Origin of the sequence: Croceibacterium salegens (genome assembly GCF_009827435.1) — a bacterium.
GTDB lineage: Bacteria > Pseudomonadota > Alphaproteobacteria > Sphingomonadales > Sphingomonadaceae > Croceibacterium_B > Croceibacterium_B salegens.
In genome coordinates this window covers 18,951-41,109 of record NZ_WTYM01000033.1, presented here as the reverse complement: position 1 = coordinate 41,109, position 22,159 = coordinate 18,951, and the positions used below count along the sequence as shown (strand labels likewise).

23 protein-coding genes and 1 pseudogene are annotated in these 22,159 nt (G+C 63.1%); 14 read left to right on the top strand and 10 right to left on the bottom strand.

Annotated features, from left to right (window positions below):
* Window positions 1-51 precede the first annotated feature (51 nt).
* Entirely contained in the window at window positions 52-1,077 is a 1,026-nt protein-coding gene (locus GRI89_RS06190; RefSeq protein ID WP_159793288.1) for an aspartate-semialdehyde dehydrogenase, read from the top strand.
* Window positions 1,074-1,514, top strand: a complete 441-nt coding sequence (locus tag GRI89_RS06185) for a GNAT family N-acetyltransferase (RefSeq protein ID WP_328598146.1) — start codon at window positions 1,074-1,076, stop codon at window positions 1,512-1,514. Before GRI89_RS06190 ends, GRI89_RS06185 begins: the two co-directional genes overlap by 4 nt.
* A gap of 6 nt (window positions 1,515-1,520) precedes the next feature.
* On the opposite strand, the gene GRI89_RS06180 is transcribed toward GRI89_RS06185, so the two are convergent.
* Window positions 1,521-3,074, bottom strand: coding sequence for a DHA2 family efflux MFS transporter permease subunit (locus GRI89_RS06180; RefSeq protein ID WP_159793284.1), 1,554 nt, complete (start codon window positions 3,072-3,074; stop codon window positions 1,521-1,523).
* Window positions 3,075-3,077: 3 nt separating this feature from the next.
* The gene (locus GRI89_RS06175) at window positions 3,078-4,040 is read right to left on the bottom strand and encodes an HlyD family secretion protein (protein ID WP_328598113.1); all 963 of its coding nucleotides are present in this window, start codon (window positions 4,038-4,040) and stop codon (window positions 3,078-3,080) included.
* A 225-nt stretch (window positions 4,041-4,265) separates the two neighbouring features.
* On the opposite strand from GRI89_RS06175, the gene GRI89_RS06170 reads away from it, so the two are divergent.
* From GRI89_RS06170 to GRI89_RS06155, 4 genes are all read left to right on the top strand, one after another.
* Window positions 4,266-4,715, top strand: coding sequence for a GFA family protein (locus GRI89_RS06170; RefSeq protein ID WP_159793281.1), 450 nt, complete (start codon window positions 4,266-4,268; stop codon window positions 4,713-4,715).
* Window positions 4,712-5,467, top strand: a complete 756-nt coding sequence (locus tag GRI89_RS06165; RefSeq protein ID WP_407924967.1) for an alpha/beta fold hydrolase — start codon at window positions 4,712-4,714, stop codon at window positions 5,465-5,467. Before GRI89_RS06170 ends, GRI89_RS06165 begins: the two co-directional genes overlap by 4 nt.
* 66 nt (window positions 5,468-5,533) lie before the next feature.
* Window positions 5,534-7,372: a M2 family metallopeptidase gene (locus GRI89_RS06160; RefSeq protein ID WP_159793279.1), complete on the top strand. Its 1,839-nt coding sequence runs from the start codon at window positions 5,534-5,536 to the stop codon at window positions 7,370-7,372.
* Window positions 7,373-7,474: 102 nt separating this feature from the next.
* Window positions 7,475-8,041, top strand: a complete 567-nt coding sequence (locus tag GRI89_RS06155; protein ID WP_159793277.1) for a YbjN domain-containing protein — start codon at window positions 7,475-7,477, stop codon at window positions 8,039-8,041.
* A 19-nt stretch (window positions 8,042-8,060) separates the two neighbouring features.
* On the opposite strand, the gene GRI89_RS06150 is transcribed toward GRI89_RS06155, so the two are convergent.
* The 6 genes from GRI89_RS06150 to rpsF form a co-directional block, all read right to left on the bottom strand.
* Window positions 8,061-8,468 (bottom strand): PilZ domain-containing protein, encoded by a 408-nt coding sequence (locus tag GRI89_RS06150; RefSeq protein ID WP_159793276.1) that lies wholly within the window; start codon window positions 8,466-8,468, stop codon window positions 8,061-8,063.
* Window positions 8,469-8,529: 61 nt separating this feature from the next.
* Window positions 8,530-9,966: an AMP nucleosidase gene (locus GRI89_RS06145; RefSeq protein WP_159793274.1), complete on the bottom strand. Its 1,437-nt coding sequence runs from the start codon at window positions 9,964-9,966 to the stop codon at window positions 8,530-8,532.
* A gap of 49 nt (window positions 9,967-10,015) precedes the next feature.
* Window positions 10,016-10,396 carry a DUF6152 family protein gene (locus tag GRI89_RS06140; protein WP_159793272.1) on the bottom strand — a complete coding sequence of 127 codons (381 nt, stop codon included), beginning with the start codon at window positions 10,394-10,396 and terminating at the stop codon, window positions 10,016-10,018.
* Between the two features lie 162 nt (window positions 10,397-10,558).
* Window positions 10,559-11,176, bottom strand: coding sequence for a 50S ribosomal protein L9 (gene rplI, locus GRI89_RS06135; protein ID WP_159793270.1), 618 nt, complete (start codon window positions 11,174-11,176; stop codon window positions 10,559-10,561).
* A 13-nt stretch (window positions 11,177-11,189) separates the two neighbouring features.
* A complete protein-coding gene (gene rpsR / locus GRI89_RS06130; protein ID WP_159793268.1) occupies window positions 11,190-11,414 on the bottom strand; it encodes a 30S ribosomal protein S18 in 225 nt (74 codons plus the stop codon).
* Window positions 11,414-11,776 (bottom strand): 30S ribosomal protein S6, encoded by a 363-nt coding sequence (rpsF, locus tag GRI89_RS06125; protein WP_159793266.1) that lies wholly within the window; start codon window positions 11,774-11,776, stop codon window positions 11,414-11,416. Before rpsF ends, rpsR begins: the two co-directional genes overlap by 1 nt.
* A 390-nt stretch (window positions 11,777-12,166) precedes the next feature.
* Here rpsF and GRI89_RS06120 point away from each other — a divergent pair, with 390 nt between their 5' ends.
* Complete coding sequence (locus GRI89_RS06120; protein WP_235912835.1) at window positions 12,167-12,667, top strand: DUF3237 domain-containing protein; 501 nt, start codon at window positions 12,167-12,169, stop codon at window positions 12,665-12,667.
* The gene (locus GRI89_RS06115) at window positions 12,668-13,624 is read left to right on the top strand and encodes a DUF808 domain-containing protein (protein WP_159793263.1); all 957 of its coding nucleotides are present in this window, start codon (window positions 12,668-12,670) and stop codon (window positions 13,622-13,624) included.
* Here GRI89_RS06115 and GRI89_RS06110 read toward each other — a convergent pair.
* Entirely contained in the window at window positions 13,621-15,042 is a 1,422-nt protein-coding gene (locus tag GRI89_RS06110; RefSeq protein ID WP_159793261.1) for a glutamate ligase domain-containing protein, read from the bottom strand. The two genes, GRI89_RS06115 and GRI89_RS06110, sit on opposite strands and share 4 nt — an antisense overlap.
* 56 nt (window positions 15,043-15,098) lie before the next feature.
* Here GRI89_RS06110 and GRI89_RS06105 point away from each other — a divergent pair, with 56 nt between their 5' ends.
* The 4 genes from GRI89_RS06105 to dnaN all read left to right on the top strand — a co-directional run bounded on the left by GRI89_RS06105 (window position 15,099) and on the right by dnaN (window position 18,927).
* Window positions 15,099-15,923 (top strand): LD-carboxypeptidase, encoded by an 825-nt coding sequence (locus GRI89_RS06105; protein ID WP_159793259.1) that lies wholly within the window; start codon window positions 15,099-15,101, stop codon window positions 15,921-15,923.
* Window positions 15,924-15,945: 22 nt separating this feature from the next.
* Window positions 15,946-16,884: an ACP S-malonyltransferase gene (gene fabD / locus GRI89_RS06100; protein WP_159793257.1), complete on the top strand. Its 939-nt coding sequence runs from the start codon at window positions 15,946-15,948 to the stop codon at window positions 16,882-16,884.
* Window positions 16,884-17,645 carry a 3-oxoacyl-[acyl-carrier-protein] reductase gene (gene fabG, locus GRI89_RS06095; RefSeq protein ID WP_159793809.1) on the top strand — a complete coding sequence of 254 codons (762 nt, stop codon included), beginning with the start codon at window positions 16,884-16,886 and terminating at the stop codon, window positions 17,643-17,645. Before fabD ends, fabG begins: the two co-directional genes overlap by 1 nt.
* A 154-nt stretch (window positions 17,646-17,799) precedes the next feature.
* On the top strand, window positions 17,800-18,927 hold the full coding sequence (gene dnaN / locus GRI89_RS06090) for a DNA polymerase III subunit beta (RefSeq protein ID WP_159793255.1): 1,128 nt from the start codon (window positions 17,800-17,802) through the stop codon (window positions 18,925-18,927).
* A gap of 37 nt (window positions 18,928-18,964) precedes the next feature.
* On the opposite strand, the gene GRI89_RS06085 is transcribed toward dnaN, so the two are convergent.
* Window positions 18,965-20,281: an FAD-dependent oxidoreductase gene (locus tag GRI89_RS06085; RefSeq protein ID WP_159793253.1), complete on the bottom strand. Its 1,317-nt coding sequence runs from the start codon at window positions 20,279-20,281 to the stop codon at window positions 18,965-18,967.
* Between the two features lie 462 nt (window positions 20,282-20,743).
* Between GRI89_RS06085 and GRI89_RS17955 the strand changes: the two are divergent.
* Window positions 20,744-20,821 (top strand): annotated as a pseudogene (locus tag GRI89_RS17955) (hypothetical protein); the annotation flags it as partial.
* Window positions 20,822-21,209: 388 nt separating this feature from the next.
* Complete coding sequence (locus GRI89_RS17950; protein WP_235912863.1) at window positions 21,210-22,037, top strand: EAL domain-containing protein; 828 nt, start codon at window positions 21,210-21,212, stop codon at window positions 22,035-22,037.
* Window positions 22,038-22,159: the final 122 nt, after the last annotated feature.

Here is a 22,159-nt window from a genome sequence, read left to right as displayed (position 1 = left end):
GCGCCCGCGCGGGGTTAGGTCCCGCGGCGGACTGAACTAGCGGAGTGCGTGATGGGTTACCGGGTAGCTGTTGTCGGTGCGACGGGGAATGTGGGACGCGAGATGCTCGCGATTCTCGCCGAGCGTGAGTTTCCGCTCAACGAGATTACCGCGATTGCCTCTTCGCGTTCGACCGGCACCGAGATCGAATTCGGCGACACCGGCAAGTTGCTCAAGTGCAAGAATATCGAGCACTTCGACTTCGCCGGCTACGACATCGCGCTGTTCGCCGCGGGTTCGGGCCCGGCCAAGGAATATGCGCCCAAGGCGGCCGCTGCCGGCTGCGTTGTGATCGACAACTCGTCGCTCTACCGCATGGACCCCGACGTACCGCTGATCGTGCCCGAGGTGAACCCGGACGCGATCGACGGCTATTCGAAGAAGAACATCATCGCCAACCCCAACTGCTCGACCGCGCAGATGGTCGTGGCCTTGAAGCCGCTTCACGACCTCGCGACGATCAAGCGGTGCGTCGTCTCGACATACCAGTCGGTGTCGGGCGCAGGGAAGGCCGGCATGGACGAACTGTTCGAGCAGAGCCGCGCGATCTTCGTCGGCGACCCGGTCGAACCGAAGAAGTTTACCAAGCAGATCGCCTTCAACGTGATCCCGCACATCGACGTGTTCATGGATGACGGCTCGACCAAGGAAGAGTGGAAGATGGTGGTCGAGACCAAGAAGATCCTCGACCCCAAGATCAAGGTCAATGCCACCTGCGTGCGCGTGCCGGTGTTTGTCGGCCACTCCGAGGCGATCAATCTCGAGTTTGAGAAGGACATCTCCGCCGCCGAAGCCATGGACGTGCTGCGCGAGGCACCGGGCGTAATGCTGGTCGATAAGCGCGAGGACGGCGGATACGTCACCCCGATCGAATGTGCCGGCGATGGTGCGACTTACGTCAGCCGGGTGCGCGAGGACCCGACGGTCGACAACGGCCTGACCCTGTGGTGCGTGTCCGATAACCTGCGCAAGGGCGCGGCGCTGAATGCGGTGCAAATCGCCGAGTTGCTCGGGCGGCGGCACCTCAAGAAGGGCTGACGATCATCCGGCTGCGGCCTTTTGCCGGTGAGCCGGAACTGTTCGATCCGGAAATCACCGGCGATTTCGCCGCCGAGATGGCGCAACTCGCTGAGGCCGAACAGGTCAAGCCGTGGTGCGCCTACGTGGCGTGGGACGACGGCCGACCGGTTGGTTTCGGAGGCTTCAAGGAACCTCCGGGTGACGGCGGCGTCGTCGAAATCGGCTATCTCACCTTTCCGGGGTTCACCGGCAAAAGCGTCGCCACGGAATTGACGCTCGGTCTCCTGGCAATTGCACGCGACAATGGCGCGTCTTCGGTGATTGCCCACACGTTGCCTGAACTGACCGCCTCTTCCCGCGTGCTCGAAAAGGCCTGCTTTGTGCGAGACGGATGGGGAGAGGACGACGATGTCGGTCTCGTCTGGCGCTGGCGCTTCGCGACAGCTAAGGAATAGCTTGGCTCACCGCCGCGGCGGCTTGCTCATGAACAGCACCAGCGGGATCGCTGCAAAGCTGAGCCACATCATGAACGAGAAGTCGTTGATGTAGCCGATCATTGCCGCCTGGCGGTTGACCATCGCGTCGCCGAACTGCAGTGCCGCCTCGCCGACCGTCTGGAAGCGATCCATCTCCGAGACGTCGAACATGCTACTGCTCGCAGCGGTGACGTGGCTGGCAAGGTCTTCGTGGCTCATCTGGACGCTGCGGATCAGCAGTGTCGTCGTCACGGATATGCCGATCGAGGAACCGATCGAGCGCATCAGGTTCAGCAGGCTGGACCCGTCAGTGCGGAATCGCGGCGCCAGCGTCGCGAAGGCGATCGCCTGCAACGGTATGAAGATGAATCCCATCCCCAGCCCCTGGAAGATGCCCGTCCACCAGATGTGCGAGTAGTCGACGTCGAGCGACCAGTGCGCCATTTCCCACAGCGACAGGCCGACGATAAAGAAGCCCCCGCCGACCAGCACGCGCGGATCGGCGTGGTGACGCACCGCGAGCCCGGCCAGCTGCATTGAGATGAGAACGCCTACGCCGCGTGGCATTAGCGCCATCCCGGTATCGATCACGCCGTAACCGAGCAGCCGTTGCATCATCGGCGGCAGCAGTGCCATCACCGCGAACATCACCACACCGACCACAAGCATGAACAGCACGGCGACGACGAAGTTGCGGTCGGCGAACAACTCGCGCTCGAACAGCGGATCCTTCGCGGTGACGAAGTGGACGATCGCCAGCCATGCGCCTGTGATCGTGAGGAACAGGTATACCCAGATCTCCAGCGAATCGAACCAGTCGAGCTGCTGCCCGCGGTCGAGCATCAGTTGTAGCGTGGCCATCGTCAGGCCGATGTAGAAGAACCCGGCAACATCGAAACGCCGACGCCGCGTCGGTCGGTGAGGCAGGTTGGTTACGAGCAGGGCAAGGGCGAGAATTCCGACCGGCAGGTTGACGAAGAATACGAAGCGCCAGTCCCAGTTTTCGGTCAGCCAGCCGCCGAGGACCGGTCCGACAATCGGCCCGATCATGATGCCGAGACCCCACAAGGCCATCATCTGCGGGTGCTTGCTCGGCCTGGTCGAGTCGAGCATGAAGCTCTGGCTGAGCGGACCGATGAAGGCGCCGGATACGCCTTGGAGAGCGCGGAACAGCACCATCTCGCTGAGGTTCTGCGCCAGCCCGCATAGCATCGACGAGGCGATGAACCCTGCGGTTGAGAGTATGAACAGCCTGCGCGCGCCGACGCGGTCGGCCAGCCAGCCGGTGATCGGCATCGCTACAGCAGTGGCGATGATATAGCTGGTCAGGACCCAGGTGATGCTGTCGGCTGTGGCCCCGAGCGCCGATTGCATATGCGGAATCGCCACATTGGCGATGGTGATGTCGAGAACCTGTAGCAGCGATGCCAGCATCACGCCGAAGATCAGCAGCCCGGTATTCGCCGCGGGCAGGGCCGCGACGTCTTCGAGCAGCTGCGGCCTCGCCCTGCCGCCACGGGCTGGCGCGGCACTCGCCATTGTTCAGCGTTTCCCGTCGGCGGTGAAGATCGTCACGTGAGTTGAGAGACCGGCGAGCAACGGACGTTCGCTCTTCTCGTCGATCTGGATGCGGACCGGTACTCGCTGCGTGACCTTGACCCAGTTGCCGGTCGCGTTCTGTGCAGGGAGAACCGAGAATTCCGATCCCGTGCCCGCGCCAATCGACTGTACATGGCCCTTGAGCTTTATGCCCGGATAGGCGTCGAAGGTCAGCTCGGCTTCCTGTCCGACTGCCATGTCCTCAAGATCGGTCTCCTTGAAGTTGGCCTCGACGTATGTGCTGTCTTCCTCGACGAGGGTCAGCACCGGGAGGTTCGGCAGAAGTTGCTGGCCGACTTGCAGGCGATCGGCCTGCGCGACACGGCCGCTCGCAGGTGCGCGCACTTCGGTGCGGCGCAGGCTCAATTCGGCACTCGCTTTCTGCGCATCGGCGATCGCGATCTGCGGGTTCTTGCCCGGCACGGCGCTGCCTTGGGCAAGCTTGGCGCGGGCAGCGACCTGATTAGCTTGGGCCTGCCGCAGATCTTCCTGCGCCTGCGCCACGGCGTGTTCAGCGGCATCGTAGTCGGCCTTGGTGGTGAAGCCGCGCTTCATCAGTTCCTGTTGGCGTTCGAACTTCGACTTGGCGAAGGCAATGTCCTCTCGGGCGGCGGAGATATCCGCGCCGGACAGGTCGGCCGAATTGGCAAGTGCGGTGACGTTGGCCTGGGCGCTGGCAATGGCCGCATTCGCCTGGGCGATTTGCAACTGGTAGGGTTCGGGGTCGATCCGGAACAGCAGGTCGCCTGCGTTCACCTGGTCGTTTTCCTTGGTCAGGACTTCGACGATCTTGCCGCCGACTTCGGCGCTGACCGCGACCATGTCCTGCTGCACGTACGCATTATCGGTGCTTACCTTGCCTTGCAGCCCCTGCCAGTAGATAAATCCGGCGATGAGCAGTGCCACCGGCACTGAAAGCATGACAAGGAGGCGTCCCCAGCGACGCTTTTCAGCGGGTTGGGTATCGCTTTCGGTCTCGACAATGCTGGGATCGGCTTCAGCCATAGGTTTCCAAATGCAACTCGTGTCGGCCAGATAGTAGGCCGAAGCGAATTAAACAATCCTCCGCGCCACTTGTTCTCCGTTCCGGCCGCGTGGCATAACGTCTTGCCCGGACCTAGGAAAGAAATCATGACTGAAATCGGCAGAAAATCCGGCGGCTGCCAGTGCGGCAAGGTTCGCTACAACGTGGATATGACAGGCGCGGAGGCATACCTGTGCCACTGCCGGATGTGCCAGCGCGCCACCGGCGGTTTTGCCGCCAGCTTCGTGCAGATTCCGACCGGTGCGATCGAATGGCAAGGCGAGCCTTCGTGGTATGGCAGTTCTCCGGTTGCCAAGCGGCCATTCTGCCCTGACTGTGGCACTCCGCTCGGTTTCAAGTTCAACAATCGTACCGGTCTGGACTTGACGCTGGGCAGCCTCGATGACCCCTATGGCCTCGATCCGGTAGCGCATGCCGGAGCGGAGAGTATCCACGAAAGCTGGCTCGATACCTCGAAACTGCCCCGCAAGCGCAGCGACGAGACAGCCAGCGTCGTCAAGCAATGGCAGGATGCCGGGCTGCAGGTGCCTGAGTGAGCGAAGCTGGTTACGAGACCTTCGCGAGTTTCGATGGCACCGAACTGGCGTTCCACCGAATGGGCGAGGGTCGCCCGTTGCTCCTGCTCCACGGCCTGTTTTCCGATGCCCGGACCAACTGGATCCGCTTCGGTCACGCCCAGCGGCTGGCCGAGGCAGGGTTTGAGGCGATCATGCCCGACCTGCGTGCGCACGGGCATAGTGCCAGGCCGTATGACTCGGCAGCCTATCCGTCTGACGTGCTGGTCCGCGATGCCAAGGCGCTGGTGGCGCACCTACACCTCGGCGACTTCGATCTTGCCGGCTTTTCGCTCGGCGCGCGGACAGCGGTGCGCTGTGTCCTCTCAGGTCTGGCGCCGCGTAGGCTGGTGCTCGCCGGCATGGGTCTCGAGGGGTTAGCTGGCTGGAACCGGAGGTCGGCCTTCTTCATCGACGCGATCGACCGCTTTGCCGAGGTTAAACACGGCGATCCGGCCTTCTTCGCCGTCTCGTTTATGAAGACCCAGAAAATCGATCGCGTGGCGGCGCGGTTGCTGTTGCAGGCTGTCGACGACACGGTCGAAAGCGAACTCGGCGGAATCACCATGCCGACCCTGGTGCTGTGTGGCGAGAAGGATCGCGACAATGGTTCGCCAACTGCTTTGGCTGCTGCGCTGCCAAACGCCACCATCGCCGAAATCCCTGGTACGCACATGAGTTCGGTGACCGAAGCGGCGCTTTCGGAAGAGATGATCCGCTTCCTCACGGCTTGAACATCCTTGCCGGGTCGTGCAGACCGGTCGCATTCGAAACTAGTATTGAACGAAGGTTCACAACTCATGAGATTCAGGACTTTTGCCGGGCCGTTGGCGCTTGCCATTTCCATTTGCGTGCCGACGATCGCTAATGCGCACGACAGTTCTACTGCGCCGGCCTATCCCCTGACGCCGAAGGGTGCCGCCGATTTCGTGGCCGCGGCGGAAAAGGACTTGTTTGACTGGTCGATCGAGTCCGCGCAGGCCGACTGGGTGAACGCCACCTACATCACGGTGGACACCGACGCGTTGTCATCCCGCACCAGTGCCGTCGGCACCGAAAAGCAGGTCAGGTACGCTAATGAGGCGGCGAGGTTTGCCAATGTTCCAGGCCTCGATCCGGACGTGAGGCGAAAGCTCGACAGGCTACGCCTGTCGATTACCAAGCCCGCGCCCACTACTCCGGGAGCGGCTCAGGAGCTGAACGATATCGGCACCAGTATGAGCAGCGCCTACGGCAAGGGACAGGCCATGCTCGACGGCAAGCCGATCCCCGGCGTCGATGCCGAGGCGGAGATGGGAAAGCCGCACACGCCGGACGAATACAAGGAGATGTGGTCGACTTGGCACGACAGTGTCGGAGCGCCGATGAAGGGCGAATACGAGCAGTTCGTGACCATCATGAACGAGGGCGCACAGGAACTCGGCTATGCCGACACCGGGGCGCTATGGCGGTCCAACTACGACATGAAGCCGGAAGAGTTTGCTGCCATGACCGAGCGGATCTGGCAGGACGTGAAGCCGCTCTACATGGCGCTGCACACATACGTCCGCAGCAAGCTCAACGAGAAGTACGGCGATGCCGTCCAGCCAAAGACCGGCCCGATCCGCGCTGACCTGCTCGGCAATATGTGGGCGCAGGAATGGGGCAACATCTACCCGCTCGTTGCTCCCGAAGGTGTCGGCGACATCGGCTATGAAGTCGGCGACCTGCTGAAGGACAATGGCAAGGGCCCGCTGGACATGGTCCGCTACGGCGAGAACTTCTACAAGTCGATCGGCCTCGACCCGCTGCCGGAAACGTTCTGGGAGCGCTCGATGTTCGTCAAACCAGCCGACCGCGAGGTGGTCTGCCACGCCAGCGCGTGGGACCTGAACAATGTCGACGACCTGCGCATCAAGATGTGCATCAAGGTGAATTCGGACGATTTCACCACGATCCATCATGAACTGGGCCACAACTACTACCAGCGCGCCTACAACAAGCAGCCCTACCTTTATCTTGAAGGGGCAAACGACGGTTTCCACGAGGCGATTGGCGATTTCATCGCGCTGTCGATCACACCGCAATACCTTGTCGACATCGGGCTTCTCGACAAGTCGAAGGTTCCTGCTGCCGACAAGGACATCGGCCTGCTGCTGCGCCAGGCGCTCGACAAGGTCGCCTTCATGCCGTTCAGCCTGATCATCGACAAATGGCGGTGGGGCGTGTTCGACGGCTCGATTACGCCGGATCACTACAACGACGCCTGGGTGGGCCTGAAGCGCGAATACCAGGGCATCACCCCGCCAGTTGCTCGGCCGGCGAGCGCATTCGACCCGGGCGCCAAGTACCACATTCCGGCCAACACGCCGTACATGCGCTACTACCTTGCCCGCGTACTGCAGTTCCAGTTCTACAAGGCAGCCTGCGATCAGGCTGGTTGGAAGGGCCCGCTGCATCGCTGCAGCTTCTACGGCAACAAGAAGGTCGGCGAGAACCTCGACAAGATGCTGGCCATGGGCGCGAGCAAGCCGTGGCCCGATGCGCTCGAGGCCTTCACTGGCGAGCGCGAGATCAGCGGCAAGGCAATGGTCGAATACTTCGCGCCGCTGAAGAAGTGGCTCGACGAGCAGAACAAGGGCAAGCCGGAAGGCTGGTGAGTCCAAGTCCCCGGCGGCCTGAGCTTCATCCCGGGTCGCCGGCGGGATGACATTCAACGTGGAAAACTTGACGCAATCATTGTCGCTCGCGCGCGCCCGCGCTTGTGCGGGTCCGGCAAGGACGCCAAGCTCGATACCGACACAACAGAGGGGTCGATTTCGATGCGTTTTTACGTTCTTGCCACGTTGGCTCTTGCCGGTACTTCTTTGCCGCTGGCTTCGGCAACCGCACAGTCTTCCTATCAGACGAGCCGTCTGCTGAAGACGATTGACGAGGCGGCATTGGTTGCGACGCTCGAGTCGATGGGGGTGGAGCACGGCACCGACAAGGGCACGGACGGCTCGACGCTCTACACCATCGATTATCAGAACGGATTCAAGGCGTTCAGCTATTTTCGCGCCTGTGAGGACGGCTGCAAAGGTCTCGTGCTGATCGGCGTCTTCAGCCCGCCGGAGAACATGACCCCCAACCAGTTGCGCGACACCGTTCGAGAATTCAACGATCGGTATCCCGCCGCCAAACTTTACGTGGCGGAGAGCGGCGACACATACAGTCAATCCTACGTCATCTTCGATGAAGGCATCACCATGGGCAACCTGAAGGCCCAGCTCGAAGTCTTCGGCGACATCGGCGCAGAAGTGTCCGACAAGCTTTATAGTGACGACTAAGTTGCGATTCTCGAACCGGTTAGTCTTGCCCGGTTTCCTCGCCCGACGTTGACATTCGGAACCTGTTTCGACGCGTCCCGAGTGGGATGTTGTTCACTGCGGCGGGCGGTTCGGTGCGGCGCGTCTCCTCGACCGCTTCGCCGACCGCGTCGACGGGGATCGGTCTGTCGAAAGCAACGCCGCAGGCGTCGTGCTTGGACCATATGACCCTGCAAAAGACTTCCCGGTCGTCCCATTCGAGCAGGCATGAGACCATCGGACCAGGCACCTTAGGAGCCTCGAAACGCGCACCGCCAGTCGAGATGTCGAGAATCTCCCCGGGAATGACAGCATAGGACGTCCGCATGGTTGCCGGACGGCGCACCTCCTCTCGCTGCGCCGACCGGCGTTCAGCCGGGGCGGCGTTTTGGTGGGGAAGTGTAGCCATGCGCAGACAGTCGGTCCGCGCGGTTACTTTCCGGTAAACGACGGCAGCGCGGGGACAAAATTCAGCGGAAAGGCGGCTCGTTGAAGGCGCGCAGTTTACGGCTGTGCAGGCGCGGACCCTCGGCGCGCAGACGTTCGCAAGCGCGAATGCCGATCTGCAGGTGGGCGGCGATGGCTTCCTCGTAGAACTTGTTGGCCTGGCCCGGAAGTTTGATCTCGCCGTGCAGCGGCTTGTCGGAGACGCACAGGAGGGTGCCGTAGGGTACGCGGAAGCGGAAGCCCTGCGCGGCGACGGTGGCGCTTTCCATCTCGATGCCGACGGCGCGGCTCTGGCTCAGGCGGCGTGCCGTCAGGGTATAGCGCAGTTCCCAATTGCGGTCGTCGGTGGTGACGACGGTGCCAGTGCGCATGCGCTGCTTGATGTCTGCTCCCTGCACGCCGCTTACTTCCTCCGCAGCGCCGTAGAGCGCCTGCTGGACCTCGGCGATGGCAGGCAGGGGAATTTCCGGCGGCAGCACGTCGTCCAGAACATGGTCGTCGCGCAGGTAGGCGTGCGCGAGCACGAAGTCGCCGATCTTCTGGCTCGAACGCAGGCCACCGCAGTGGCCAATCATAAGCCAGGCTTCGGGACGCAAAACTGCCAGGTGGTCGGTGATTGTCTTGGCGTTCGAGGGACCGACGCCGATATTGACAAGCGTGATGCCGAGCCTGTCCGCCGCCTTGAGGTGGTAGGCCGGCATCTGGTGACGCCGCCAGGTCGTGTCGTTGAGCTGGGCGCTGGCATTCGCGGTCTTTTCCGTGAGCGAGAGTCCGCCCGCACCGGTCAGAGCCGTATAGGTCCCGCCTCCGATCTGTTCTCCGCCCCATTCGACAAATTCGTCGATATAGCGGTGGTAGTTGGTGAGCAGCACGAAGCGCTGGAAGTCGCGCGGGTCCGATCCGGTGTAATGGGCCAGCCGGGCGAGGCTAAAGTCTGTCCGCAGGGCGTCGAAAAGGCTGAGCGGAAGCGGTTCGCCAGGGGCGTGCGTGAGGATCGAATCCGCCAGCTCGTCGCCGATCAGGGCCAGTTCGGTGGTAGGGAATAGCCGCGCAAGTTCGTTCGGACTTACCCCAACCATGTCCGCGCCGTGCTGGCCGTCGAGTACGTAGGGGAACGGGATTTCCTGATTCGAGCGACCAATCTCGATCGTGACGTCGAAGTCTTCGAGCAACAAATCGAGCTGCTCGGCGAGGTACCCCTCGAACTGGTCGGGGCGTGTAATCGTTGTGGCATAAGTGCCGGGCTCCTCGAGCCGAGCAAAGGAGCGGGAACGGTCTGAAGCGCGAGAGCCGCCCGAATAATGCACCTTCAGTTCGGGGTAGCAGTAACTGCCGTCGCTGCGGCGGCCGTCGGGCGGGGTTGTCCCGTCCCTTACGTAGGCGACTATGTCGGCGCGGAGGCGCTCGACGGCGGCATCGTAGATGGCCGTGAGTTCGGCAATGACGGTCGTGGAATCCATGACCGCCGTTAACGCCGGAATTGTGACAATTCAACGTGCCGGAGGGGGCTCACCCCTCGACAGTCTTCCCGATCGGCTTGCCTTCCTTACGTGCGGCAAGGACGTAACCGCTTGTCGTACCGTCGAGGCTCGGGTTGATTTCCAGTTCGACCCTGTTGCCAGGCTTGAGCGAACTCGGCTTCCAGCCCCGCGCCTTGAGTTCGGCAGGAGGAGCCAGTTCGAGGTTCCAAGAGATTTCGCCTCCGTCTGGCAGCGGCACCTTGAGCATCAACTGGCAATGCGGGTCGGTCCAGTCGAACGAACTGACCGTCCCCGTGATCGTCACGCGGAGGTCTGTCGCGAAGTCGGACTCGGGTGCAGCTTCCTGGGCCGCTGCGGCCATCGGAAGGGCGAACGCGGCGACGCTGAGCAGGATACGCGATGGGGACATGGGCAATGGAACTCCGTGAAAGGTTCAATCCTCTGCCCAATCCACAAGTTATCGTCGGACTGCTGATGCGCAAGTGCTTTTTTGCGGTGCAGCATCAACAGAAAAGAAAGGGGCGCGACCCTTGCGGATCGCGCCCCTCGCTTGTTCGCTATGCTGAAGCGCTCAGGCTTCCGCTTCGTCCTCGGCGGGCTTTTCGAGCATGTCGGCGGGGATTTCCCCCGGCTCGAGGGTCGGATCGACCTCTTCGGTGAAGCCTTCGGCCTCGGCGGCCTCACGCTCTTCCTCGAAGGCCTGGGCGAGGATGTCGACACCCTGGCTCTGCAGCTCGGCTTCGTCGTCCGAACGGGCGACGTTGGCCTTGATGGTCACGCGGACCTCGGGGTGCAGCTGGATGGTCACGTCGAACATGCCGATGGTCTTGATCGGCGCGCCCATGATGACCTGACGCTTGTCGATGGCGTGGCCCTTTTCGGTGAGGGCAATGGCGACGTCGCGCACATTGACCGAACCGTAGAGCTGGCCCGAGTTCGAGGCGGCGCGGATCAGCACGATCGTTTCACCGTCGACCTTGCCGCCGGCCTTTTCAGCCTCGACGCGACGCTCGGCGTTTTCGGCTTCGAGGCGTTCGCGGTTGGCTTCGAAGACCTTCTTGTTGGCTTCGTTGGCACGCAGCGCCTTTTTCTGCGGGAGCAGGAAGTTGCGGGCGTAGCCGTCCTTGACGGAAACAACGTCGCCGATCGTGCCGAGGTTCTCGATGCGTTCGAGAAGAATGATATCCATGACCAGTCCTCCCTTACTTCACGATGTAGGGCAGCAAGCCCAGGTGGCGCGCGCGCTTGATCGCCTTGGCCAGCTCACGCTGCTTCTTGGCGGAAACGGCGGTGATGCGGCTCGGCACGATCTTGCCACGCTCGGACATGAAGCCCTGCAGCAGGCGCACGTCCTTGTAATCGATTGCGGGGGCGTCCTTGGCCGAAAACGGGCAGGACTTGCGGCGGCGGAAGAACGGACGGGCCATCAGTCGTCTCCCCGCTCGCTGCGACGCTTACGGTCGCGCTCGTTCTTGCGCATCATCACCGACGGGCCGGATTCGTGCTCGTCGACGGCGATCGTCAGCCAGCGGATGATGTCTTCGTTGATCCGGTTCTGCCGCTCGAGTTCCTCGACCAGCGCGCCGGGGCCTTCGATGTTCAGCAGAACGAAGTGGGCCTTGCGGTTGCGGTCGATCTTGTAGGCGAGGTTCTTCAGGCCCCAGGTCTCCGTCTTGGTGACCTTGCCGTTGAGTTTCTCGACTGTTTCAGTAGCGGCTGCGGCCAGGGTATCCACCTGAGCCTGGCTCAGGTCCTGGCGCGCGAGAAAGACGTGCTCGTAAAGAGCCATCTCAGCGTTCCTTTCAATCCATGCCGATCGCTGGCTTGTCCGCGCGGATCGCGGGGCCCCTCCGGCTTTCTTCTTTCCCTGCCCGGGGACGGGGAAGCGGCGCACATACAGGTTTCCGCCCGCATTGCAAGCGGCGTGGCGGGCCTAAATACACGAAAAACGCGTTGATTGTGGACTTGTGCGTAGGAGCCATAAGCGCGGATTCCCGCCAGTTACGAAGCCGTTGGCGCCCGTTGCAGCGCGACATTTGGGCCACGCCTTCGTTTGCCGATGAGAATCGCCGCATCGTGCTCATTCCACCGGCATGGCGCAGGCAGGGCCTTGTAGGACAGCGAATTTCTGCAACTATCCGGCGCGAACGGAGGACCCATGATGACAAGGACACTGATTATGGTTGCGGCGGCCGCCGGCGCGCTGTCGCAGGGTGCATCGGCTCAACAGGCGCCACCGCCGCCGCCGGAGCCCGGTCTCGAACTGCTCTACCGCTCCGTGGTCAAGCTCGGCCCGGCGACCGAAGTCGGCAAGACCGCGCTGGGCGAACGGCGCTTCATCCCGATCATCGGCGGGACCTTCGAAGGGCCGGAGATGAAAGGCGAGATCCTGCCCATGGGCTGGGACTGGCAACTCGACCGCAGCGACGGCTGCACCCAGATCCGCGCCGACTACTTCCTAAAGACAGACGACGGCGTGGTCATCAACGTGGTCAATTCGGGCGCGCTATGCCGCCCGCAGGCGGGCGAGGCTCCGATTCCGGTCCGCACCTCGCCGGTGTTCGTGGCACCGCTGGGCAAGTACGGCTGGCTGAGCAAAGGTGGGTACATCGGCACTCTAGGGTTCGATCCGTCGGTAAAGGAGCCGGCCGTGGTCATCACCATCTACAAGGCCAACTAGATGCCCGGCGGTCTCATGGCCCTGCTCGACGACGTTGCGGTCATCGCGCGCGCAGCTGCCGCGTCGGTCGACGACGTCGGCGTTGCGGCGAGCCGGGCCGGGGCCAAGGCAGCGGGCGTGGTTATCGACGACGCCGCGGTGACGCCGAACTACGTCACCGGCTTCACGCCCGATCGCGAGTTGCCGATCATAGCCAAGATCACCCGCGGCAGCCTGAAGAACAAGCTCCTCATCCTGCTTCCGGCGGCGTTGCTGCTGAGCGCCTTCCTGCCTTGGGCGATCACCCCGATTCTTATGATGGGCGGGCTCTACCTCTCGTACGAGGGGGCGGAGAAGATCATCGAGAAGCTCGGTGGCGAAAAGCACGGAGAGACGCTGGGCGACCCCATCGATGACCCGGCCAACTTCGAGAAGGAACGCGTCGCCGGGGCCATCCGTACCGATCTGATCCTGTCGGCCGAGATCATGGCCATTACGCTCGCCAGCGTCGCCGACCAGCCGCTTCTCAACCGTGCGCTGATCCTCGCCATCGTCGGTGCCGGTATCACTTTCGCAGTCTACGGCGCGGTCGCGTTGATCGTGAAGATGGACGACATCGGGCTGCATCTCGCGGAACGGGAATCACCCAGCGCAAAAAAACTGGGCCGGGGACTCGTCCATGCGATGCCCAAGGTACTGACCGCTCTTTCAGGCATCGGTACCGTGGCGATGCTGTGGGTCGGCGGTGGAATTTTCCTGCACGGCCTCGACGACTTAGGCTTTCATGTCCCGTCCGGCATCGTTCATGGGGTCGAGCAGGCGGTCGAGCATGCAACCGGTCCGCTCGGCGTCGTGATCGGATGGACCACCCAGGCAGCCCTATCGGCGCTGTTCGGCCTCGCACTGGGTGCCTTCGCGGCGTTCGTCCTGCACAAGGTCCTTAGGATCGGCGCGCACAAGGCGGCCGAAGAGAACTAGGCCAGCCGCGCCAGCAGGTCCTTCGCGAATGTGGTCAGCGTATCGTCACGTGCTCCCATGACGGCTACGCGGTCGCCCGGTCGGGCGATCTCCACGATGCGATCGGCCACGGCGGCGCGTTCGGGAATGTGCTCGGCGCAGCCGCCGCCCTCGTTGATGAGGTCGATGATCCGTTCGCTGCCTTCGCTGCGGTCGACCGTCCCGCCGAAGTAGACCGGGTCGCACAGGATGGTGACATCGTCCGGCCCGAGTTCGCGGGCGAAGGTCTTCGCCAGTTCATGCCCCATCTGCCGCAGCGGGCCGTAACCATGCGGCTGGAAGAAGGCGATGACCCGGCCTGGCTGGGCCTTGAGCGTGCGCAGCGTGGCGCGGCACTTTTCCGGGTTATGGCCGAAGTCGTCGATCACTGTCACGCCGCCCGGGCTGGTGCCGATCACGTCGAAACGCCGCGCCAGCCCTTTGAAGGTCGACAGCGCCAAGCAGGCGTCGTGCACCGGTACCCCTGCCGCCACGGCTCCGGCGATCGCGGCAAGGGCGTTCGAGAGGTTGTGCAACCCGGGCATGCCAAGCCGCAGCGGAAATACGGTGTCGTCATCGCCGCGATCGACCAGTAACGCGGAAATGCCGTTCGCCCGGTATGCGATACCTTCCTCGAGCACGGTGAAGCGGGCTTCCGGATGGTGGATCGCGAACGATACGACGTCCTTCATGCCGTCCGAAAGGAAGTAGGCGTCCTCGTCATCGTAGTTGACTGCCTGGGCCTTACCCGCGCGCAGGAAGTTGCGGAACAGCCTGCGCAGCTCCTCCATAGGCATATGGTCGAGGCTGACGTTAAGCAGGACCGAAATCGCCGGCTTGTAGAGCGCGATGGAGCCGTCGCTCTCATCGACTTCGGAGACGAAGACGTCTCCATCGCCCACGACGGCGCTGGCGAATGGTTCAGCGTCGCTGGCGAAATTCTTCATCACGGCGCCGTTCATGATGGTCGGCCCATAGCCGTTGGCCTGTAGGATCCAGCCGAGCATCGCGGTGACGGTCGACTTGCCGCTGGTCCCGCCCACGGCGATTCCGCACTGCGAACGGTTGAAAAGGTCGGAAAGCAGTTGGGCACGAGTCATCCGGCTGCAACCGAGTTCGTTGGCCTTGACGACTTCGGGCACCGTATCCTCGATCGCCGCCGAAGCGACGAGCACCTGCTCCGCCGACACCACGCCGCTGCCATCCTGCGGGAACAGGGTAATGCCTTTGCTCTCCAGCCAGGCGAACTTTTCCGGTGAGCGTCCCTGGTCGCGGCTGCGGTCCGAACCGGCGACTTCAGCGCCAAGGCCGCGGGCGATCATTGCAAGCGGCAGCATCCCGGATCCGCCGATGCCGCAAAAGAACAACGGGTGGGCGAGGGGGGAGGGGTTCGAAGTCATCGGCCCAACCGCTAGGCAGTTGTCGGGCATCGCACAAGCCAGCTAGAAGCGCCGGCATGACCCGTATCGCCCTAGTATGCCCTGGCAAGCCGATCCTGCGAGAGCGGGCCGATGCCGTGCTGGCTTTGGCGGAAGCGGAGTTCCCTCGGGCAGAACTCTGTTTTTCCAAGCAGTGCTTTGAACACGACGGCCATTTTGCAGGTAGCGACGACGCGCGGCTTGAGGCGTTCGTCAATGCTGCGAACGATGCGCAATACGACGCGGTCTGGTTCGCCATGGGCGGCTATGGAGCAGCGAGGATTGCGGCGGACGCCATGGCGCGGCTGGGCGATGAGGCGCGGGACAAGACCTATCTGGGCTATTCCGATGCCGGGGTTCTTCTTTCTGCACTTTACCGAGACCGCATCGGCACGCCCGTTCACGGCCCACTTGCGGGCGATGTCCGGCGTGAAGGCGGCGATGATGCGATACGTCGTGTGCTACGGTATCTTTCTGGTCAGGAAACAGCGCCCGAACCGCTCGATGCCCAGCCGACGGTCGCGTTCAACCTGATGACGCTGGCAATGCTGGTCGGCACCGACTTGATGCCCGATCTTTCGGGTCATGTGGTAATGGTCGAGGAAGTCGCCGAGCACCTCTACGCCATCGATCGCCTGTTTTTCCACGTCACCCAGCACCTGCGCGGCTGCGCCGGCATTCGGCTGGGCCGCATCACCGAAGTTCCGAAGAACGACCGTCCGTTCGGCTGCGACGAGGTCGCCATCGCGCAGTACTGGTGCGACCGGTCGGGCATTCCCTATCTCGGGCGCGCCGACATCGGGCACGATGCTGCCAACAGGATTGTCCCCTTCGGGGTTGAGGCGCGCGCATCCCGCTCGTAAGCGCGCCGCGAGGAGACAGACAATGGTTGCTTTCGTTTTCCCTGGTCAGGGAAGCCAGCGGGTCGGCATGGGCGTGGAGCTGGCGGACAACAGCCGCTTTGCGCGCGAGGTTTTCCAGGAGGTCGACGAAGCGCTGTCGCAGAAGCTTTCGCTGCTCATGCGCGAGGGTCCCGAGGAAGAGCTGATGCTCACCGTGAACGCGCAACCGGCGATCATGGCGACTTCGATCGCGACGCTCCGCGTGCTTGAGGGCGAATTCGGTGTCGACATCAGCAAGGGCCGCGCGGGAGTCGCGGGCCATTCCCTCGGCGAGTACACGGCGTTGTGCGCGATCGGTGCCTTCAGCCTCGCCGAAACCGCGCGCCTCCTGAAACTGCGCGGGCGGTCAATGCAGGATGCGGTGCCAGTGGGCGAGGGCGCCATGGCCGCCCTGCTGGGAGCCGACCTCGAAAAGGCCACCGCGCTGGTCGAGGCTGCCGCGCAGGGCGAGGTCTGCCAGATCGCCAACGACAACGATCCCACTCAGGTGGTCATCTCCGGCCACGCGGGAGCGATCGACCGCGCGGTTCACATGGCCAAGGAATTCGGCATCAAGCGCGGCGTGAAGCTCGCGGTTTCGGCGCCCTTCCACTCCTCGCTGATGCAACCGGCTGCAGAGGCAATGCGGGAAGCGCTTGCCGAGATGCCTCCGCATACCTTCACCGTCCCGATCTACAGCAACGTCACCGCGGGCCGGGTCACCGACGCCGAGGAAGAGCGAAGCCTGTTGGTCGAGCAGGTCACCGGCCGCGTGCGATGGCGCGAGAGCATCCTCGCCATGCGTGAGGCGAAGATCCAGCGATACGTGGAACTCGGCGGCAAGGTCCTTGCGCCGATGATCTCGCGTATCGATCCCGAAGCCACGCCCTTCAGCCTCGTGACCATGGAAGATCTCGAAAACTACGCGCGGGAGAATGCATGATGTTCGACCTTACGGGAATGACCGCACTCGTCACCGGTGCCAGCGGGGGCATTGGGTCCTCCATCGCCAAAGCGCTGGCTAGCCAGGGCGCACGGCTGGCGATCTCGGGCTCGAACGGTTCGAAACTGCGCTCCTTCCGCGAGGAGCTCAACGACAGCTACAAGCATGACGCCGGGGCGCATGTGGAGATTACCTGCGACCTTTCCGACACCAAGCAGGTCGAAGAGCTGGTCCCCGCCGCGGTCGATACGCTTGGCCAGGTCGACATCCTCGTGAACAACGCCGGGGTGACCCGCGACAACCTCGCCATGCGGATGAAGGACGAGGAATGGGACGCGGTGATGAAGATCAACCTCGAGGCCGCCTTCCGACTGATGCGTGCCAGCGCCCGGCCGATGATGAAGGCGCGGTTCGGTCGCATCATCACCATTACCAGCGTCGTCGGCGCGACCGGCAATCCCGGGCAGATGAACTACGCTGCGGCCAAGGCCGGGCTCGTCGGCATGACCAAGAGCTTTGCCCAGGAAGTCGCCAGCCGCGGGATCACGGCCAACTGCGTCGCCCCCGGTTTCATCCGCACGGCGATGACCGACGTTCTGCCCGATGCACAGAAGGAAGCCCTCAACAGCCGCATTCCGATGGGCCGGATGGGCGAGGGGCCGGACATCGGCGCCGCCGTTGCATACCTCGCCAGCAAGGAGGCGGGCTACGTCACCGGGCAGGTGCTGCACGTCAACGGCGGCATGGCGATGTTCTCGTAGCCCCGGGGACGAGCATTTTATCCCCAGTTTCGCCCTTGAGAGGGCCTGTCAGCCTTGCCGCCTAAGCCCCTTTCGCTAAGGGTAAGCGGACAGTTTTCCGGCGCTCGCGGGCGAATCCGGCCGCGGGGGCGCAAATGGGGTTAAAGACGGACCGATGAAGGCCACAATCGAACGCGCCAAATTGCTACGCTGCCTGTCTCACGTGCAGTCGGTGGTGGAGCGGCGCAACACGATCCCGATCCTTTCGAACGTGCTGATCGAGGCTTCAAAGGATGGCCTCGTCAAGATCATGGCGACCGACCTCGACCTGCAGGTCGTCGAGAGCCTCGATGCGGTTTCGGTCGATAGCGACGGGGCGATCACCGTTTCGGCGCACCTGCTGTTCGACATCGCCCGCAAGCTGCCCGACGGCAGCCAGGTCAGCCTCGAGACCGCGGACAACCGCATGGCGGTCAAGGCCGGGCGCAGTCGCTTCCAGCTGCCGACCCTGCCGCGCGACGATTTCCCGACAATCGTCGAAGGCGACCTGCCGACCAGCTTCGAGATCCCGGCCAAGGTGCTGGCCGAACTGATCGACCGCACGCGCTTCGCCATTTCGACCGAGGAAACCCGCTACTACCTCAACGGCATCTTCCTGCACGTCTCGGACGAGGACAAGCCGGTGCTCAAGGCAGCCGCCACCGACGGCCATCGCCTCGCCCGCTTCACCCTGTCGCGTCCAGACGGCGCAGAGGGCATGCCCGACGTGATCGTGCCGCGAAAGGCCGTCGCCGAACTGCGCAAGCTGCTCGATGAATCGCTCGATGGGAATGTCGAGATCGACCTCTCGGCGAGCAAGATCCGCTTCACGCTCGGCGGCGAGGGCGGGGTGGTCCTGACCAGCAAACTGATCGACGGCACGTTCCCTGACTATTCTCGAGTGATTCCAACGGGTAACGACAAGCTCCTCAAGCTCGATCCGAAGTCGTTCTTCGAGGGAGTCGACCGCGTCGCGACCATCGCCACTGAGCGTACTCGCGCGGTCAAGATGGGGCTCGAGCCGGACAAGGTCACGCTCTCAGTAACCAGCCCGGACAACGGCACTGCGGCCGAAGAGATTGCGGCCGACTACAAGTCCGACGGCTTCGAGATCGGCTTCAACGCCAACTACCTCAAGGACATCCTCAGTCAGTTCGACAGCGATACCGTCGAACTGCACCTCGCGGACCCGGGCGCACCGACGCTCATCCGCGAGAGCGACAAGAGCCCGGCGCTTTACGTGCTGATGCCGATGAGGGTGTGATTTTCGGGGAAGGCCGGGGTGACGTGCGCTCGGCGCCCTAGCCCCTTGCCCTGATCATCGCCTCGATATCGACGAACTTCTCCCGCGGCGCGCCCTCTCGCGCGGCCTTTTCTTCGGCTTCCTCGATCTTCTTCCAGTCGCGGAAGGTGACGATGTCGAGGCCGCGTTCCGCAGCGAGCTTGTCGAAGCCCTCGCGGCCGGTCTTGACCGCATGGCCGAGCAGGCCAGCAGCAATATCCTCGCCGATCTTTTCGACGATCGAGGCTCCGTCGGGGCGGTTGGTGCCGATCGTCCCGCTCGGCCCGCGCCGGGCCCAGCCGACGCAGTAGAGGCCCGGCATTATGCAGCCTTCGTCGTTGGCGAAGCGCCCGGCGCGCTCGTCGAACGGGACGTCGGGTATCGGAGCGGTTCGGTAACCAATACAGCTAACCACGAGGCTGGCGGGGATGCGGTAGGTTTCGCCGGTACCCGTGGCGCGGCCGGCGACGACCTCGGTTCGCTCGACCTCGATCGCCTCGACCTTTCCTTCACCGTGCAACGCTACCGGTTGGGCGAAGAAGTCGAACTCGATGGTGATGCGCTTTTCCGCGCGAATGTCTTCGGGCACCGCTGCGAAACTTCGTAGCAGAGTTACCGACTTGCGCAGGCCGGGTTCGAGAATGGCGTCCTCGCCCACTTCGGGCAGGTCGTGGGCCTCGACATGCGGCGCAGCGCGTTCGAGTTCGCCCAACTCGCCAAGCTCCTTGGGCGTCATCATGATCTGATGCGGTCCGCGCCGGCCGAGGATGACGATCCGCTCGATCCGCGACGTATCCAGCGCTTCAAGCGCATGCCCGACGATGTCGCTACCGGCGAATTCGGCCTCGGTCTTGGCGAGGATCCGCGCCACGTCGAGCGCGACGTTGCCCATGCCGATGACCACCGCAGTCGATCCCGAAAGATCGGGCGCCAGCGCGGCGAACTGCGGGTGGCCGTTGTACCAGCCGACGAAGGCGGCGCTCCCGAACACGTTGCCAAGCTCGGCACCTGGGATGCCGAGATCGCGGTCGTGCGGCGCTCCCGTGGCGAGCACGACTGCGTCATAGAGCCCGGCCAGTTCAGGTACCGTCACGTCCTGCCCGATCGTGATATTGCCGACGAAGCGCACGTTTTCGGTGAGCGCGGTCTTTTCGTAGCGCCGTGAGACGCCCTTGATCGACTGGTGGTCGGGCGCCACGCCGGTGCGGATCAGGCCGTATGGGACCGGGAGGCGGTCGAACACGTCGATCCTGACATCGTCGCCGAACGCCTTCTGCGCCGCTTCGGACGTATAGTACCCAGCAGGACCGGAACCGATGATCGCGATATGGCGCATGTCGCTCCTCCCGGCGCGAGATTATCGAGACCGCGCGGTACCGCAAGCTCTCCGATATGCAAATTCCCCGTTTTCGAAGGCCCCTGCTTGACCGCTTTTCAAAGCGAAAAGCGCATGAACGCACTATGGACCGGTCCAAACAGCTTGCGCGTCGCGAGGCAGCTCCTGCTGCCCCGAAGACCGAGCAAGCTGCGCGTCCTGAATCCGCACCTCAACCCACCCTCAAGAAGCGCTCGGAAAAACCCGAAAGGGAGCGTCGGAAGAAGGTGCGCCGTGTACCCGACGGATCGCGCCTCGGCACGGCGAGGACGGCAACTCCGACCGGCGAGGCATGGCTGCCCAACAGCTGGCCGTGGTTCCCCGCGACGATGCTCACCGCAATCTCGCTGTCGATCTACCTTGGCGGCGTCCGTCCATTGATCATGGGTATGGTCCTGCGTGGCAAGGCTCGCGAGATGGAGCATGTCCTCGAAGGCCCATACGGCGATCATCGGCGCATCGGTCGGCATCGCGATTTCGCCCAACGACGGTACGACCAGCGAAGAGCTGATCCGAAACGCCGACCTCGCGCTCTATGCGGCGAAGGATGGGGGGCGCGGTCGGTTCCATTTCTATGCGCAGCAACTCCACGCCGAAACCGAGGCGCGGCCGCAACTCAAAAAGGGGCCTGCGCAACGGCATCCTCAGTGGCGAGCTGGAAATGCATTAACAGCCGATAGTGCCGGAACTGACCGAGACCAATGCTGGTTTCGAGGCGCTGATGAGCTGGCACGACCCGCAGAAGGGCTGAATTTCGCCCGACAAGTTCGTGACAATTGCAGAGAACAGCGAGTTGATCGAGCTGATGGGCGTTTGCGCCTTGCGCAGCGCCTAAAAGGACCGCGCGCGCTGGCCCGAGGAAGTAAGCTGCGCGGTCAATGTTTCGTCGCTGCGGTTTGCTTACCGCAACCTTTCAGCGATCGTCACCAATGCCATCGCCAAGACCCAGATCGACGCTTCGCGCTTCGAGTTCGAGATCACCGAGAGCGTGTTCCTCAACGACGACGAAGGCACCGAGTCTGTGTTTGCCGCTCTCAAGGGCATCGACGTGCGTCTGGCGCTGGACGATTTCGGGACTGGTTATTCCTCGCTAGGCTATCTGAAGACAGCGCCATTCGACAAGATCAAGAGCAACCAAAGCTTCGTGCGGGGGACGACCGAACCGGGTAGCCGAGACGGCGCGATCATAGCCTCGATTTCGAGCCTTGCTCAGGTGCGCGGCATGGACACCACTTTAAAGGGCATCAAGACGCTCGACGAACTCGACGCCCTCCGCATGCAGGGGAGTAGTCACGTCCAGAGATGCATCTACGAGCGGCCGCTCGACAGCGAGGGAGCGACAAATCGCCTCGCCACCAGGCTTGTCGCCGTCGCGCAGGGGCCGAGCGTGGCCCGAGCACTGCGTCAGACTACCTTGTTCAACGTCCTGCTCGATCACCAAGGGCACGTTAAAGATGGCACCGTGCGCAACAAAGATGGCGCCGTGCGCAACAATTCAGTCAGTGGGGCGCTGTTCGAGGGGTTGTGGAACGTACCGGTGAGGACGATCCTCCAGATCCAACTTCCGAAGGGCGCCAGTGTTACCGCCACAGTCCGCTCGTCGCTGGACGATCGCGCGGGGGGACGAATTCGCGACGTCGATCGAGAGCATGAAGAATGGGCGCTTTGCCAGATTCGGCGAACGCCGGGCCGGCATGCAGCCCTCGGCCCTGCCTAAGGCGAGCGTATGCGGCTCGCGAAAGCGGAAACCACTTAGCAATAAATTAAGCGAAAACGGTTACCTCTGACCGGTAACAAAGCGGGCGCACCAAGATAGGAGGTCGGAGGTGTTACGAAAGT